Source organism: Pseudomonas sp. GW821-FHT01C01, from assembly GCF_059422645.1.
On record NZ_JBWKXF010000031.1, the window covers coordinates 39,950 to 55,358 of the forward strand.

The 15,409-nt window shown below is 62.5% G+C and carries 11 protein-coding genes and 1 pseudogene; 4 read left to right on the forward strand and 8 right to left on the reverse strand.

The window, feature by feature from the left end:
• Positions 1–114: 114 nt before the first annotated feature.
• From AC07XF_RS18745 to AC07XF_RS18755, 3 genes are all read right to left on the reverse strand, one after another.
• Complete coding sequence (locus AC07XF_RS18745; protein ID WP_495027631.1) at positions 115–2,856, reverse strand: ATP-binding protein; 2,742 nt, start codon at positions 2,854–2,856, stop codon at positions 115–117.
• A 294-nt stretch (positions 2,857–3,150) separates the two neighbouring features.
• On the reverse strand, positions 3,151–4,005 hold the full coding sequence (locus AC07XF_RS18750; protein ID WP_495027614.1) for a MaoC family dehydratase: 855 nt from the start codon (positions 4,003–4,005) through the stop codon (positions 3,151–3,153).
• Between the two features lie 2 nt (positions 4,006–4,007).
• Positions 4,008–5,360: a 3-oxoacyl-ACP reductase gene (locus AC07XF_RS18755; RefSeq protein ID WP_495027615.1), complete on the reverse strand. Its 1,353-nt coding sequence runs from the start codon at positions 5,358–5,360 to the stop codon at positions 4,008–4,010.
• Between the two features lie 214 nt (positions 5,361–5,574).
• Here AC07XF_RS18755 and AC07XF_RS18760 point away from each other — a divergent pair, with 214 nt between their 5' ends.
• Positions 5,575–6,852, forward strand: a complete 1,278-nt coding sequence (locus tag AC07XF_RS18760; RefSeq protein WP_495027616.1) for an acetyl-CoA C-acetyltransferase — start codon at positions 5,575–5,577, stop codon at positions 6,850–6,852.
• 138 nt (positions 6,853–6,990) lie between these two features.
• Here the strand turns inward: AC07XF_RS18760 and AC07XF_RS18765 are convergent, their stop codons facing one another.
• Both AC07XF_RS18765 and AC07XF_RS18770 read right to left on the reverse strand, forming a co-directional pair.
• Complete coding sequence (locus AC07XF_RS18765) at positions 6,991–7,758, reverse strand: methyl-accepting chemotaxis protein (RefSeq protein WP_371319548.1); 768 nt, start codon at positions 7,756–7,758, stop codon at positions 6,991–6,993.
• A 90-nt stretch (positions 7,759–7,848) separates the two neighbouring features.
• Positions 7,849–9,039, reverse strand: a pseudogene (locus tag AC07XF_RS18770) (cache domain-containing protein); the annotation flags it as partial.
• Positions 9,040–9,384: 345 nt separating this feature from the next.
• On the opposite strand from AC07XF_RS18770, the gene AC07XF_RS18775 reads away from it, so the two are divergent.
• Complete coding sequence (locus tag AC07XF_RS18775; RefSeq protein WP_277534267.1) at positions 9,385–10,278, forward strand: PA4780 family RIO1-like protein kinase; 894 nt, start codon at positions 9,385–9,387, stop codon at positions 10,276–10,278.
• Positions 10,279–10,454: 176 nt separating this feature from the next.
• Here AC07XF_RS18775 and cueR read toward each other — a convergent pair whose 3' ends face one another.
• From cueR to AC07XF_RS18790, 3 genes are all read right to left on the reverse strand, one after another.
• A complete protein-coding gene (gene cueR / locus AC07XF_RS18780; RefSeq protein ID WP_007991319.1) occupies positions 10,455–10,868 on the reverse strand; it encodes a Cu(I)-responsive transcriptional regulator in 414 nt (137 codons plus the stop codon).
• Complete coding sequence (locus tag AC07XF_RS18785) at positions 10,865–13,258, reverse strand: heavy metal translocating P-type ATPase (RefSeq protein WP_495027617.1); 2,394 nt, start codon at positions 13,256–13,258, stop codon at positions 10,865–10,867. Before AC07XF_RS18785 ends, cueR begins: the two co-directional genes overlap by 4 nt.
• Positions 13,259–13,387: 129 nt before the next feature.
• Positions 13,388–13,771 (reverse strand): hypothetical protein, encoded by a 384-nt coding sequence (locus AC07XF_RS18790; RefSeq protein ID WP_495027618.1) that lies wholly within the window; start codon positions 13,769–13,771, stop codon positions 13,388–13,390.
• Positions 13,772–13,918: 147 nt separating this feature from the next.
• On the opposite strand from AC07XF_RS18790, the gene AC07XF_RS18795 reads away from it, so the two are divergent.
• Together AC07XF_RS18795 and AC07XF_RS18800 are read left to right on the forward strand one after the other, a co-directional pair.
• Entirely contained in the window at positions 13,919–14,116 is a 198-nt protein-coding gene (locus AC07XF_RS18795; protein WP_007991325.1) for a heavy-metal-associated domain-containing protein, read from the forward strand.
• 90 nt (positions 14,117–14,206) lie between these two features.
• On the forward strand, positions 14,207–15,403 hold the full coding sequence (locus AC07XF_RS18800; protein ID WP_495027619.1) for a multidrug effflux MFS transporter: 1,197 nt from the start codon (positions 14,207–14,209) through the stop codon (positions 15,401–15,403).
• Positions 15,404–15,409 lie beyond the last annotated feature (6 nt).

Sequence of the window (15,409 nt, forward strand, 5' to 3'; positions counted from 1 at the left end):
GTGCCCCCACAGGGGTTTTTTATGCTCGACACTGGCGAGCCTGAGGATCGACCTGAACAAAGTCGAGGCAGGTGCCAACCTCAGTTGTCACCCGGGACGCCCATCCCTGGTGATCTAGTCCGGCGTCACGATCGGCAGTTCGATGCAGAAGCGCGCACCCTCGGCGGAGTTCCTGACGCTCAGTTTGCCGCCCATGTTTTCAACGATGCCATAGCTCACCGACAGCCCCAGACCGGTGCCGACGCCGACCGCTTTGGTGGTGAAGAACGGCTCGAAAATCCGTTCCAGCAAACGCGGGTCGATACCGCCGCCGTTGTCCTCGACCCACAGGCGTACCGAGCGGGTATCCCGTTCGGCGTACACCGAGATCCACGGCTTGAACCCGGGGTTGGCCTCGCGCTTGCCGAGCAATGCATCCCGGGCGTTGACCATCAGGTTGATCAGCACTTGTTCAAGCTGATCGACATAGCCGCGCACTTGCACTTCAAAACCGCTCTCACTGATGCGCAGGTCGATGCCTTTGCCACGCATGCCCTCGGACAACAGCGACAGCGTGCCTTCGATGGCCAGGGTCGGGTTGAACGGTTGCTGCTCGATTTCCGAGCGACGGCCGAACACCCGCATGTGGTCCACCACCCGTGCGGCGCGCTGCACTTGCGTGTCGATGCGGGTGAGCTTGTCGATCAGGTAGTCGACCTGCGCGTCGCCGTTGCTCAGGCGCTTGAGCACATTGGCGATGGCCATGCGCATTACATTCAACGGCTGGTTGATCTCATGGACCAGGCCGGTGGCCATTTCACCGAGGGTGGCCATTTTCGCGCTTTGCGTGAGCTGCTGCTGCGAGCGCCGCACTTCGGTGTTGTCGCGCCCAACGGCCTGAACCTCGAGCAATCGGCCCTGTTCGTCAAATACCCCGCGATCGGACCAGACCCACCAGGCGTGTTCGCGGCCAGGCAGTTGCAGATTGATCTCGGCGGTGCTGACCGGAAGCTCGGGGCTCAGATGGTTCAGCCGCTGGGTGAATGCATCGCGCTGTTCCTCGGACATCCAGCTGCCCAGATTCACCCCCGGCAGTTGCTCGGGCGCCAGTTCCAGATAAGTCGCCAACGGACGGTTGCCGAAGGTCAGGGTCAGGTCCGGGAGGTAGCGGCAGATCATCGCCGGCGAGTCTTCCACCAGAATCCGGTAGCGTTCTTCACTTTGCCTGACCTGTTCGGTGGCCAGGGTCGCGTCGGTGACGTCCAGCCACAGACCCACGGCTTCCACCGGCAGGCCGAGGTCGTCGCGCAGCAATCGAGCCTCATCGAGCAGCCAGTGATAGTCGCCGCGACTGTCGCGCAGCCGATAGTGGGCGCGCACCGAGCCTTCACGCAGCAACTGGCGGGTGCGCTCGAAATACTGCAGGCGGTCGTCGGGATGCACCCGCTCTACCAGCGCTCCGGGTGTGCAGTCGGCGAGGGTCCAGCCGAGCAACGGCAACAGGCTGTCGCTGAAGAACACCGGTTGCAACGCACCTTCGACATAGCGCTGTACATAAATCACCGCCGGTGAGTTGGCGATCAGATTGTCCAGGCGCGCATGAGCAGCAGCGGCGCTCTGCTCCTGGTTCTTGATGTCGCTGATGTCGAGCATGAAACCCACCAGACGACGGCTTTTTCCCACGCCCATGGCTTGGCCTTGCAGGCGGTACCAGACCGGCGCGAGGGTGTCATCGGCGCGATGCAGACGCACGCACAGCAGCAGGGGCATGCCTGTGTCCTGCAAGTCATGCAGGCGAATACGCAGTTCTTCGCGGTCGGCGGGATGTATTTGAGCGAGCCAGTTTTGCAGGGGCAGTCGTGATGCTTCAAGGTTCAGGGTACTGGCCAGCGAGGGCGCCAGTTGAATGTCGCCGCTGTCGCTGAAGACTTCCCACCAACCTGAGCCCAGCAAGGCTTGCAGCGATTCCAGGCGCTCCAGTTGCAGATGATGCCGATGCTCGTGCAGGCGCTCGAGCAAAGGGCTGGCGAGTGCGGCGGCGATTTGCAGCCAGTCGCGTTCCGTGACATCGGGGGCGCGATGTGGCGCCGTGAAGTAACCGCACAGCAACCAGGCGACCACTCCTTGAGCGTCTTGATAGGGCACGGCGAAGCCATCGGTATTGCCGAACGTGCCTTGCAGGCGCGGGTGTTCGCGCAGGCTCAAGTGCTGTGGTGCCGAGCCGCTCAAGCTGTCCAGCCCCGTGCCCAGGCGTTGACCGTTTTGCCAAAGTTGCGGTGCATCGAAGGCCGCGTAGTGCTGGTGAATTTGCCAACCCTGTGCCTGCTCATCAAGCACGGCCAGGGCAATGCACGGAATCTGAAAGCGCTGTGCCAGGCTTTGCAGTTGTTCGGCCAGCACCTCGGGCAGGCGCGTCAGGCTGCACAGGCGCAACTGTCCGGCGATTTGCATCGCCAGCACCTGGCATTGTTCTCGGTTGCGCGACTGCCGGCGCTCAAGCAGCAAGTCGCCGATGTCCAGCATCTGCAACAACCAGGCATCGGCCAAGGGTTGCACCCAGCCGCGCAGGTGCAGCGGGGGACCGCTGAGGCTGTGAAAGTCCAGGTCCAGTGTTTTTCCCTGCCAGTCCGCCGGTGCACCTTCGATGGCGAGGATGCTGTGGGGCAGCAGGAAGTCGAGCAAATGCGGTGCCTGCGCGCCGGGGGGAGGCTGAGTCAGCAAGTGCCGCAGCGGACCGCTCAGTTGAACCACACGCCCCTCGGCATTGAGCTGCATCTGCAATCCGAAATTGTGCACCCGCAGTGCCTCTGGCAGCTCCGGTGGGGGCGGCGGATGGCGGTGGAGCAGGCGCCCGAACAGTTTGTCCCCGGCACTCAAAATTGCAGGCTCGCACTGGCCGTGAGTGTCGCTGGCAGATTCGGCATCTGACTGATGCCCAGGAGGCTGGCTTTCATGAGTGCGTCTACCCTGACCATCACTGAGTAATGTCAGCATAGAATCATTCAGACAAAACGGACGTTTTTTACCGTATGCAAAGCTTAGTCCTACTAACGCTCGGCCTGATGAGTGGTGAAGGGCATCTGTGTACGCCGATCTGTGGGAGCCACTGCCTTCACCGTGCCACTCGTCACCGCCCCTCGGTGCCATCGCGCAACATGGCATTCAGCCTTATCAGGCAACCGGTTGCCAATGCCCGACCATATGCTCCAGATCCCCGGCGCCCACCAACTGCAAATCCCCTCCAGGTCCCGGTGCACTGGCGAGCAACGTTACCTCGCCGGGCAACCGTACCGGCTTCTTGAACTGCACCGTGATCTCGATATTCGCCGTCGGCAGGTGCCCGGCCAGCGCAGCCAGCGTTCGCGCCTTGTTCCATAAGCCATGGGCGATGGCGGTCGGGAAACCGAAGAGTCGGGCGCTGGCCGCACTCAGGTGGATCGGGTTGTAGTCGCCGGATACCTTGGCGTATTGCCGGCCGATGTCCGAGGGCGCTTTCCAGTGCTCGACTTCGGTCAAGGCCAGGCTGCTTGGTAGATGCACTTCGACCGCTTCGCCCTCGAGTTTGACGCCGCGACAGAGCATTCGGCTTTGCGCTTCCCACAACGGCCCCAACTGATCGTCGAGGGTGGTCAGCAAATCAAACGTCGCGCCTTTGGCGTGGGGTTGCAGGTTCTGCACCTGCACGCTGACGCGCACCCGACTGACCCCGCCCATGGGGCGCAGCACACGGATGCGATTGCTCAGGTGAATCAGGCCCAGCAGCGGGAACGGGAAGTCCCTGGCCGTGAGCAATTGCATCTGCAAGGCAAACCCGAGGATATGCGGATAGGTCGGCGGCAGCAGGCCGTTGTCGGCGAAACCGCAGACCTTGCGATAGGCCGCCAGGCGCTTGGGATCGACATCGACCCAGCAGCGCAAACCCGAATCGGCCAGGCGGGCGCCAGTGATTTTTCGCCGTGTCGCCGCTCGTGCGTACAACCCTGGCAGGCTGGGTTCGCGGTTGAGTGTGTGCCAGTCGGTGGTCATCCTTAAGCCCCCAGAACGCTTTGCCCGCATACGCGCAACGCTTGTCCGGTGAACGCGCCGGTGCCCGGTTGTGCGAGCCAGGCCACGGCCTCGGCGACGTCTTGTGGCAAGCCGCCCTGGCCGAGGGAACTCATGCGGCGTCCGGCTTCGCGCAGGCCGAAGGGAATGTGCGCGGTCATCTGCGTTTCGATGAACCCCGGCGCCACGGCGTTGATGCTGATGCCGCGCTCGGTGAGCAGCGGCGCCCAGGCTTGCGCCAGACCAATGAGCCCGGCCTTGCTCGCCGCGTAGTTGGTTTGCCCGCGATTGCCGGCGATGCCGCTGATGGATGCCAGCAGAATCACCCGACCGTTGTCGTGCAGGGTGCCGCTGTCGAGCAGGGCTTTGGTCAGCACTTGCGGCGCATTGAGGTTGACCGCCAGCACCGCGTCCCAGAATTCCGGGGTCATGTTGGCCAGGGTTTTATCCCGGGTGATGCCGGCGTTGTGCACCACGATGTCAAGGCCGTCGGGCAACTGTTCGATCAACTGCGTGGCGGCGTCTTCGGCGCAGATGTCGAGGGTGATGCTGCGTCCGCCGAGGCGTGCGGCGAGGGCATCGAGATCGGTCCTGGCCGGTGGCACGTCGAGCAGGATGACGTCGGCACCATCACGGGCCAGGGTTTCCGCGATGGCGGCACCAATGCCCCGCGCCGCGCCGGTGACCAGTGCCTTGCGCCCGGCGAGCGGGCGCGTCCAGTCGGTGACGGGCGTCGCGCAAGGATTCAAGCGAATGACCTGCCCGGACACGAAAGCACTTTTGGGCGAGAGGAAAAACCGCAGCGGGCCTTCCAGTTGTGTCTCGGCTCCTTCGCCGACATAGATCAATTGCAGGGTGCCACCGCTGCGCAACTCCTTGGCCAGCGAACGGCTGAAACCTTCCAGGGCACGTTGCGCACTGGCGGCGAACGGGGCGCGCAAGGTTTGCGGATCGCGCCCGAGAATCACCAGATGCGCACAGTGATCGAGGTTTTTCATCAACGGCTGGAAAAACTCGCGCAGTTGCTTGAGCTGTTCGGTGTGCAGCAGATCGCTGGCGTCGAACACCACGGCCTTGAGTTTCGGCCCGTGGCCGGGAATCCAGGCGGTGGCTATCGAAGGCTCGGTGCCGTAGCTGTAAATCGCGTCGGTCAGGCGGTTGGCGAAGGCACTGACTTGCTCCGCCAACGGCCCGCCGCCGATCAGCAGCGCACCTTCTACAGGTCGCAGCCGGCCTGCTTGCCAGCGCTCCAGTCGGGTCGGCACCGGCAACCCCAGGGCGCCGACCAGGCGATGGCCGATGGACGAATTGGCGAAGTCGATATAGCGGTCAGACATGAAACGCGCTCCGAAAGCTGGGGTTCAAAGTGTGGACCATGAATGGCGATCAGTCGTTCGATCCACGAGATAAGGCCTACGCTGGTGTAGGAGCGAGCTTGCTCGCGATGGCGATAAGTCAGTCGACATCAATGTAGCTGACAGGCCGCCTTCGCGAGCAAGCCCGCTCCCACAGGGGGCCGTGTTCAGTTCAGATAATTCATCAGGAGCATTTATGACCCAACTGCGCCGCGTCGCGATCATCGGCGGTAACCGGATTCCTTTCGCCCGCTCCAACGGCCCTTACGCCACGGCCAGTAACCAGGTGATGCTCACTGCCGCCCTCGAAGGCCTGATCGAACGCTACAACCTGCATGGCCAGCGCATCGGCGAAGTGGTCGCGGGCGCCGTGCTCAAGTTGTCGCGGGACATGAACCTCACACGCGAGTGCGTGCTCGGTTCGCGACTGTCGCCCGCCACCCCGGCCTATGACATCCAGCAGGCTTGCGGCACCGGGCTGGAAGCGGCGTTGCTGGTGGCGAACAAGATTGCCCTGGGCCAGATCGACTGCGGGATTGCCGGTGGCGTGGACACCACCTCGGATGCGCCGATCAGTGTCAGCGAGGGCCTGCGCAAAATCCTCCTGCAGGCCAATCGCGCCAAAACCACCGGCGACAAACTGAAAACCTTCCTGCAATTGCGCCCCAAACATCTGATCCCCGAGTTCCCACGCAACGGTGAACCGCGTACCGGGTTGTCCATGGGGCAGCATTGCGAGTTGATGGCTCAGACCTGGAGCATCCCTCGCGAAGCACAGGATCAATTGGCGCTTGAGAGCCATCAGAAACTGGCTGCGTCCTACGCCGAAGGCTGGCACAACGACCTGATGACACCGTTCCTGGGGCTCACCCGCGACAACAACCTGCGCGCGGATTCGACCCTGGAAAAGCTCGCCGCGCTCAAGCCGGCCTACGAGAAAAGCGCCAAGGGCACCCTGACGGCGGGCAACTCCACGCCATTGACCGATGGTGCGTCACTGGTGCTGCTGGGCAGCGAAGAATGGGCCAAGGCTCGCGGGTTACCGATTCTTGCCTACTGGCGCGACGGCGAGGCGGCGGCGGTGGATTTCGTCAACGGTGCGGAAGGGTTGTTGATGGCTCCGGTCTACGCCGTGCCGCGTTTGCTGGCGCGCAATGGCCTGACCTTGCAGGACTTCGATTACTACGAAATCCACGAAGCCTTCGCCGCGCAAGTGCTGTGCACGTTGAAGGCCTGGGAAGATCCGGAGTATTGCAAAACCCGTCTCGGCCTCGACACGGCGTTGGGTTCGATTGACCGCAGCCGACTTAACGTCAAGGGCAGTTCACTGGCGGCTGGGCACCCGTTTGCCGCCACGGGCGGGCGCATCGTCGCCAACCTGGCGAAGCTGCTGGATGCGGCGGGCAAGGGGCGGGGACTGATTTCGATTTGCGCGGCGGGCGGGCAGGGCGTGACCGCCATCATCGAACGCTGAGCAAGGTTACTTATTTCTGTTTTGACAGTGAGCTCGCTTTCGCTGGCAAGCCAGCTCCTACAGGTTGGACCGTTCCGCACATTTGTAGGAGCTGGCTTGCCAGCGAATGGCCGCAAAGCGGCCACCCGGCAACAGGGATCAGGTACGGAACCTGCGCACCAACCCGTCCAGCTCATTCGACAACCCGGCCAGGCTCTGTGAATCCAGGCGCGCCGAGTTGGCCAGTTCCGCCACCAACTGCGCATCGCCATGGATCTGGCTGATGTGCCGATTGATGTCTTCGGCCACTTGATGCTGCTGTTCCGCCGCCGTGGCGATCTGGGTGTTCATATCGCGGATCACGTCCACCGACTCACGAATCTGCCCGAAGCTGTTGCGCGCTTCACCGATGCGCGTCACCGATTGCTGGGACACCTCCAGGCTGGCGTGCATCTGTTGGGTCACCTGGCTGGTGCGTTTGGCCAGGTTGCCCAGCAGTCCGTCGATTTCCGCCGTGGAGTCGGCTGTGCGTTTGGCCAGGGCACGTACTTCATCGGCCACCACGGCAAAACCGCGACCTTGTTCACCGGCCCGGGCCGCTTCGATGGCGGCGTTCAGTGCCAGCAGGTTGGTCTGCTCGGCGATCGAACGGATGGTCCCGAGGATCGACTGAATGTCGTTGCTGTCGCGTTCGAGCTGTTGCATCGACTGGGCCGACTGTTCGATTTCCTGGCTCAGGCGATCCACGCTGTTCACCGCCGCATCGATCTGCTGTTGACCTTCGCGCGCCTGGCGCTGGCCACTGTCGGCAGACTCCGCAGCCTGACTGCAAGAGCGTGCGACTTCGTTGGCGGTGGCGACCATTTCGTGGAACGCCGTGGAGACCATGTCCACCGCTTCACGCTGGCGTCCGGCGGCTTCGGCCATGTCGCTGGAAACCTGGGTCGAACTCTTGGACGTGGCGAGGATCTTGCCCGCCGCACCGCCGATGTTCTGGATCAGGTTGCGAATCGCGGTCAGGAACTGGTTGAACCAGTTGGCCAGTTGCGCGGTTTCGTCGTTGCCACGGATTTGCAGGTTCTGGGTCAGGTCGCCTTCGCCCTGGGCGATGCCTTCCAGGCCGCTGGCCACGCTGCGGATCGGACGCACGATGAGGCTGGCAAAACTGGCGCCGACGATGGCGAAGACGACGGCCAGAACGGCGGCGATGATGGCGATCAACCAGGTCAACTGGGTCGCGGAACTCATCACGTCGTTCTGTTTGATCAGGCCGATGAAGGTCCAGCCCAGTTGCTCCGATGGCCAGACGTTGGCCATGTAGCGTTCGCCGTTGAGCTCCACTTCCACCAGGCCCTTGCCGGCCTTGGCCAGTTGCGCGTAGCCGTCGCCGAGGCTGTTCAGCGGTTTGAAGTTGTGTTCCGGTTGTTTCGGGTCCACCAGGACCATGCCGGTGTTTTCCAGCAGCATCAGGTAGCCGGTTTCGCCGAGTTTGATCTGTTTGACGATCTCGGTGAGCTGCTTGAGCGTCACGTCGATGCTGACCACGCCGCCGTTGGTGCCCAACTTGTTGTCGATGGTGCGCACGGTGCTGACGTAGGTCGCATCGTCCTGGGCCCAGTAGTAGGCCTCGGTGCGGAACGGCTTGCCCGGTTTGGCCTGGGCGGCCTTGTACCAGGGGCGCTGGCGCGGGTCGTAGTTGCTCAGTTTCGGATCATCCGGCCACGACACGTAACCGCCCGCCGCCGTGCCGAGGATCGCATAGGCGTAGGCCGGGTGGCTGTTGCCCAGGTCCTGGAGCAGGGTGAAAACTTTTTTGTCCGCCTCGCCCTGAGGGATGCTCTCGGCGTTGGCAGCCATGTAGGTCTTTAGGCTGTCGTCGGAGTTTCGGATCAACGGCTGCCTGGCCAGGTAATCGACGTTCTGGCTGATACCGTCAAAGAACAATTGCATGGCATTGCTGACCTGACGAATCTCGCGGGCACTGCCGTCGATGAATTCGTCCCTGGCATCACTGCGCAGGTTCAGCACAACGAGGGTGGCAACCAGCACCACGGGCAGGCAGGCGATGATTGCAAACGCCCAGGTCAACTTCTGTTTGATGTTCATCCGCGCTCCAGATTTTCTTGTAGGCCCACGCAGTGCAGATGACTCGCGGTTTTTTGGCAGCCGTAAACGTTCTTGGTCAACCCGGGTCCTTGAGTGCGGCATCGCTTTTGTTGTGGCAGCGATTGTCGGACAAATCACTTTGTCACTAAGGACTTCGGCTGTTGTCGGAGGAAATTGAGGCCTGTTTGGAAAAATCCTACGGAAGGTGTGAACAGTGGTGTCGGTTTCTGTCGCAATTGCCCTCAATACCCTTGCACAACAAGTGACGCAGGCTCGGCTATGATCTGGAACGATCCGTGGCGGTGGTCGGTTTTATCCGATGAAATCGGCACATTGTGTGCATTCTGCAATGCTCATAAGTCGGCAACCCCTCCCCCCGGTGAGTGGATTGCCGTATAACGAATGACTTTCGCGTGTTTGGTAATAAAGGACCCACAATAAAAGCTGATGAAGACTCCAAAACGCATTGAACCCCTGATCGAGGACGGTCTGGTCGACGAGGTGCTGCGCCCACTCATGAGTGGTAAAGAAGCAGCTGTTTATGTGGTGCGCTGCGGTAACCAGTTACGTTGCGCGAAGGTCTACAAGGAGGCGAACAAACGCAGTTTTCGTCAGGCGGCCGAGTATCAGGAAGGCCGCAAGGTGCGCAACAGCCGTCAGGCCCGGGCGATGGCCAAGGGTTCCAAGTTTGGCCGCAAGGAAACCGAAGACGCCTGGCAGAACGCCGAAGTGGCAGCGCTGTTCCGCCTGGCCAATGCCGGTGTGCGGGTGCCCAAGCCGTATGACTTCCTCGAAGGCGTGCTGCTGATGGAACTGGTGGCCGACGAGTACGGTGATGCCGCGCCGCGTTTGAACGATGTGGTGCTGGAGCCGGATCAGGCCCGCGAGTATCACGCGTTTCTGATTTCCCAGATCGTGCTGATGCTGTGTACCGGCCTGGTGCACGGCGACCTGTCCGAGTTCAACGTGCTGCTGACGCCGACCGGCCCGGTGATCATCGACCTGCCGCAAGCGGTGGATGCGGCGGGTAACAACCACGCATTCAGCATGCTGGAGCGCGACGTGGGCAACATGGCGTCCTACTTCGGGCGGTTTGCGCCGGAGTTGAAGAAGACCAAATACGCCAAGGAAATGTGGGCCTTGTACGAGGCCGGCACCTTGCACCCGGCCAGCGTCCTGACCGGCGAGTTCGCCGAATCGGAAGATCTGGCCGACGTAGGCGGAATCATGCGCGAAATCGAGGCCGCACGCCTGGATGAAGAACGCAAGCAAGCGGCACGCGCGGCGGACGATGCTCCGCCGGGCAAAACTGAAGAGCCGCCTCCACCGTGGATGCAGTGATCGGCTAAAGAAAAACCCGGCTTCGGCCGGGTTTTTTGTGGGTGCCTACTTCCAGACACTGGAGAACTGATGTGGGAGCGGGCTTGCTCGCGAAGGCGTCGTGTCAGTCGACATCAATGTTGCATGACACACCGCTTTCGCGAGCAAGCCCGCTCCCACAGGGAATAGCCCTGCAATCATGCGCGGGCCGGGGTGGCACAACAGCCCGATTCAAGATTCTTCAGAATCGGACAATCCGGCCGATGATCGCCCTGACAGTGCTCAACCAGATCCTGCAACGTATCGCGCAACTGCCCCAGTTCACGGATCTTCTGGTTCAACTCATCGATGTGCTGGCGGGCCAACGCCTTCACATCGGCGCTGGCGCGCTGGCGGTCTTGCCAGAGGGTCAGCAACTTGCCGACTTCCTCCAGGGAAAACCCCAGGTCCCGCGAGCGCTTGATGAACGCCAGCGTGTGCAGGTCATCATCGCCGTACACCCGGTAACCGCTGTCGGTGCGATGGGCCGCCTTGAGCAAGCCGATGGACTCGTAGTAACGGATCATCTTTGCGCTCAGGCCGCTGTGGCGGGCCGCTTGGCCGATGTTCATCGGTTGTCCTCCAGGTCCTTGGGTTTCCAGGTTTTCAACAGTAGCGCATTGCTCACCACGCTGACGCTCGACAATGCCATGGCCGCACCGGCCAGTACCGGGTTGAGCACGCCAAACACTGCCAGCGGAATGCCGATCAGGTTATAGACGAAGGCCCAGAACAGATTCTGACGGATTTTTGCGTAGGTCTTGCGGCTGATCTCCAGCGCGGCCGGCACCAGTCGCGGATCGCCGCGCATCAGAGTGATGCCGGCCGCGTGCATGGCGACGTCGGTGCCGCCGCCCATGGCGATACCGATATCGGCGGCGGCCAGTGCCGGGGCGTCGTTGATGCCGTCACCGACCATTGCCACCACAGCGGTTTTCTTCAATGCGGCGACCGTGGCGGCTTTGTCCGCCGGCAGCACTTCGGCATGCACATCGTGGATGCCCAGCGCCTCGGCCACCACGTTGGCGCTGCCGCGATTGTCACCGGTCAGCAGGTGGCTGCTGATTCTCCGCGCGCTGAGTTGTTGCACCGCTTGCAGCGCGCCGGGCTTGAGGGTGTCACCGAAGGCGAACAGGCCCAGTACGCGTGGCTCGGGCTTTTGTTCGATCAACCAGGACAAGGTCCGGCCTTCGCTTTCCCATGCGATCGCCGAGTCGGCCAACAGGCCGGTGCTCAGGCCGTTGTCTTCCAGCAGGCGCCGATTGCCCAGCGCCAGACGACGGCCTTCGAGGCTGCCGGCGATGCCACGGCCGGTGAGGGACTGGCTGTCGCTGACATCGGCCACTGTCAAATGGCGTTCGGCACAGGCATCCAGAACAGCCTTGGCCAGCGGATGCTCACTGCCGCGTTGCAGGGCGCCGGCCAATTGCAGCAGGCTCGCCTCGTCACCGTCGATGGCACTCAGATGAGCGATGCGCGGGGCGCCGGAGGTCAGGGTGCCGGTCTTGTCGAACACCACTGCGCTGACTTCATGGGCACGTTCCAGTGCTTCGGCGTCCTTGATCAGAATCCCGTAGCGTGCCGCCACGCCGGTGCCGGCCATGATCGCCGTCGGTGTGGCCAGGCCCAGGGCGCACGGGCAGGCGATTACCAGCACCGCCACGGCGTTGATCAGCGCGGTTTCCATCGGCGCGCCATGCAGCCACCAGCCGATCAGGGTTGCCAGGGCAATCAACAGCACGGTGGGCACGAATACCTGGCTGACTTTATCCACCAGTTTCTGGATCGGCGCTTTTGCGGCCTGGGCGTCTTCCACCAGCCGGATGATCCGCGCCAGCACGGTTTCCGCACCCAGGGCCTGGGTACGCACCAGCAACCGGCCTTCGCCGTTGATCGCACCGCCGGTGACTTTGTCGCCGGGCTGCTTGGGCACCGGCAGGCTCTCGCCAGTGATCAGGGCTTCGTCGGCGTGGCTCCGGCCTTCAACCACTTCGCCGTCCACCGGGAAGCGTTCGCCGGGTTTGACCATCACCAAATCATTGAGGCGCAGGGCGCTGATGGCGACTTCTTGTTCGCGGCCATCGATCACCTGAATCGCCCGTTCCGGACGCAAGGCTTCGAGGGCGCGGATGGCGCTGGCGGTCTGGCGCTTGGCGCGGCTTTCCAAGTATTTGCCCAGCAGCACTAGGGCGATCACCACCGCCGAGGCTTCGAAATACAGATGCGGCATGCGCCCGGCGGCGGTGGCCCATTCGTACAGGCTCAAGCCATAACCGGCGCTGGTGCCCAGGGCCACCAGCAAATCCATGTTGCCGGCCCCGGCGCGTACGGCTTTCCACGCGGCGACGTAAAACCGTGCGCCGAAGATGAATTGCACCGGCGTGGCCAAGGCGAACTGCGCCCAGGCCGGGAGCATCCAGTGCACGCCAAATGGCTGTAGCAGCATCGGCAATACCAGCGGCAAGGCGAGGGCAATGGCGATGATCAAGGCCAGGCGTTCGCGATGCAGGCGCTGTTGCTGATTGTCGGTGGGTGGGTGTTCGGTTTCCCAGACGATGGCGGTGTAGCCAGCCTTGGCCACCGCCGCGATCAAGGTTTGCGGATCGATCTGGCCGAGCAGTTCAAGGTGGGCGCGTTCGTTGGCCAGGTTGACGCTGACGCTTTTCACTCCCGCAACTTTGCCCAGCGCACGCTCGACGCGACCGACGCAGGATGCGCAGGTCATGCCGTCGATGCTCAATTCCAGATTCTGTTGCGGCACGCTGTAGCCGGCCTTGGCCACGGCATCCATCAGGGCCGGCAGACTGTCGCTGGGCGCTTGCACCCGCGCCTGTTCAGTGGCGAGGTTGACGCTGACGGCACTGGCGCCAATGACTTTGCTCAAGGCGCGCTCGACACGCCCGGCGCAACTGGCGCAGGTCATGCCGGCAATCGGCAGGTCGAACGTGGTGGATTCGGACATCGGTCGCACTCCCTGTAGTAGATGACCACAGGATCAACCTTGCCATGCTGGCAAGGTCAAGCACCCATCTTAGACGTGCCACTGATTGAATGTGGGAGCGAGCAAGCCCGCTCCCACAAGGGTTGTGTGTCAGTAGCCGAGTCCGGCGCGCTTGAGGTATATCCCTTCCTGCGTCATCGCGATCCGGTACTTGAGCACATCCCCGGCCTTGAGCTGGATATTCTGCGAACCCGGCGCGAGCATGCCCGGATTGCAACCCGGCACCTGACCCGGCAGCAATTTGAGGCGCAGCGACACGATGCCGGGCGGCAGGTTGAACGAGGTGCTCTGCTCCTGAAACAGCCGCGCCGCCAGTTGATCCTGGATGTACACACCGATTTCGCAACTGGTCGCGACTTCCAGGCGCTCGCGAGAAATGATCAGCACGCCATAATCCTGACCGGCAGCATTGACCGAAGGCACGGTGGCGAAAAGGCTGAGAAAGCCAAACAGGCTGAAAACTGACCAGCGCATGGCTGAATCTCCTGAGTTCGAGTCATTGATGGACGCAGCTTGGCCGAGCCCCGCGTCGATTGCCAGCCCGGCAGCAATCTTCAGAACTTGACCTTGCCATGGTGGCAAGCTCGAAACTGGGCTCAATCTCGGAAAAGGAGTCATCCCATGCAAGTGTTCAACGTTGAAGGCATGTCTTGTGGCCATTGCGTCAAGGCCATCACTCAGGCGGTCCAGGCCAAAGACCCGGCGGCCAGTGTGCGGGTCGATCTGGCAGCCAGGGAGGTCGGAGTCGAAAGTGCGCTGAGCGCCGAGCAAGTGATCGAAGCGATCAGCGAAGAAGGTTACGGCGTCAAATTGGCCTGATTTTAATAGTTAGCGAGCTATCTTAATGTTCAAGGCGTCCATGCGCGGCTAGACTGTCGGCCTGCCGACTTCTGCCCCACTGGATGCCTGATGAACTTCCGTACCATTCTGATTCTCGGCGCCTTGAGCGCTTTCGGTCCGCTGGCGATCGATTTCTATCTGCCGGCTTTCCCGGCCATGGCACTGGCCTTCGGGACGGACGAAAATCACGTCCAGATGACGTTGGCGGCCTACTTCCTCGGCTTGTCCATCGGTCAGTTGGCCTATGGCCCGGTGGCGGATCGTTTCGGGCGACGCATTCCGTTGCTCACCGGTGTCGGCCTGTTCACCGCTGCCTCGGTGGCGTGCGCCTATGCGCCGAATCTGGAATGGCTGATCGGTGCGCGTTTCGTCCAGGCGCTCGGTGGCTGCGCGGGCATGGTGATTTCCCGGGCGGTGGTCAGCGACAAATGTGATGCGGTGGGTTCGGCAAAAGTCTTTTCGCAGTTGATGCTGGTGATGGGGCTCGCGCCTATCCTCGCGCCATTGCTGGGTGGGTTGCTGGTCAACACCACAGGCTGGCAGTCGATCTTCCTGGCCTTGACCGGGTTCAGTGCGTTGGCGGGGCTGGCGGTGGCCACGGGATTACCGGAAAGCTTGCCGGCCCACATACCGCGCCAACCGCTGTCGGGTGCGCTGCGTCAGTACGGTCGGTTGCTGGCCGACCCGATATTTCTTGGCCACGCCTTGACGGGGGGCATCGCCATCGCCGGGATGTTTGCCTACATCGCTGGCTCACCCTTCATCATCATCAAGCTCTACGGCGTTCCGGCCGAGCATTTCGGCTGGTTGTTCGGCACCAATGCGGCGGGCTTCATTCTGGTGGCGCAGGTCAACGCGCGGCTGCTAGCCAAACGTGGCCCGACGTTCTTGCTGGCGCGCGCGGTGTGGGTTTATCTCGCGGCCGGTCTGACCCTGCTCGCTGTCAGCGCTCTGCACACGGCCCACCTGTGGCCGCTGCTGATTCCATTGTTCATCTGTATTTCCAGCCTCGGTTGCATCAGCCCCAACGCCGCAGCCTGCGCGATGAGCGGACAGGGCACACGGGCCGGCAGCGCGTCGGCGCTGCTCGGTTGCCTGCAGTTCAGTGTGGCGGCCGGCGCCTCAGCGCTGGTGGGTGTATTGCACGACGGCAGCGCTGTGCCGATGGCCATGGTCATCAGCCTGTGTGGGATTCTGGTGGTGAGCGCGGCGATGCTTACCCGGCGTTTGCAAAATGCCCGGGCGCTGGCGCAAGCGCAGGTTTGAGGCCGG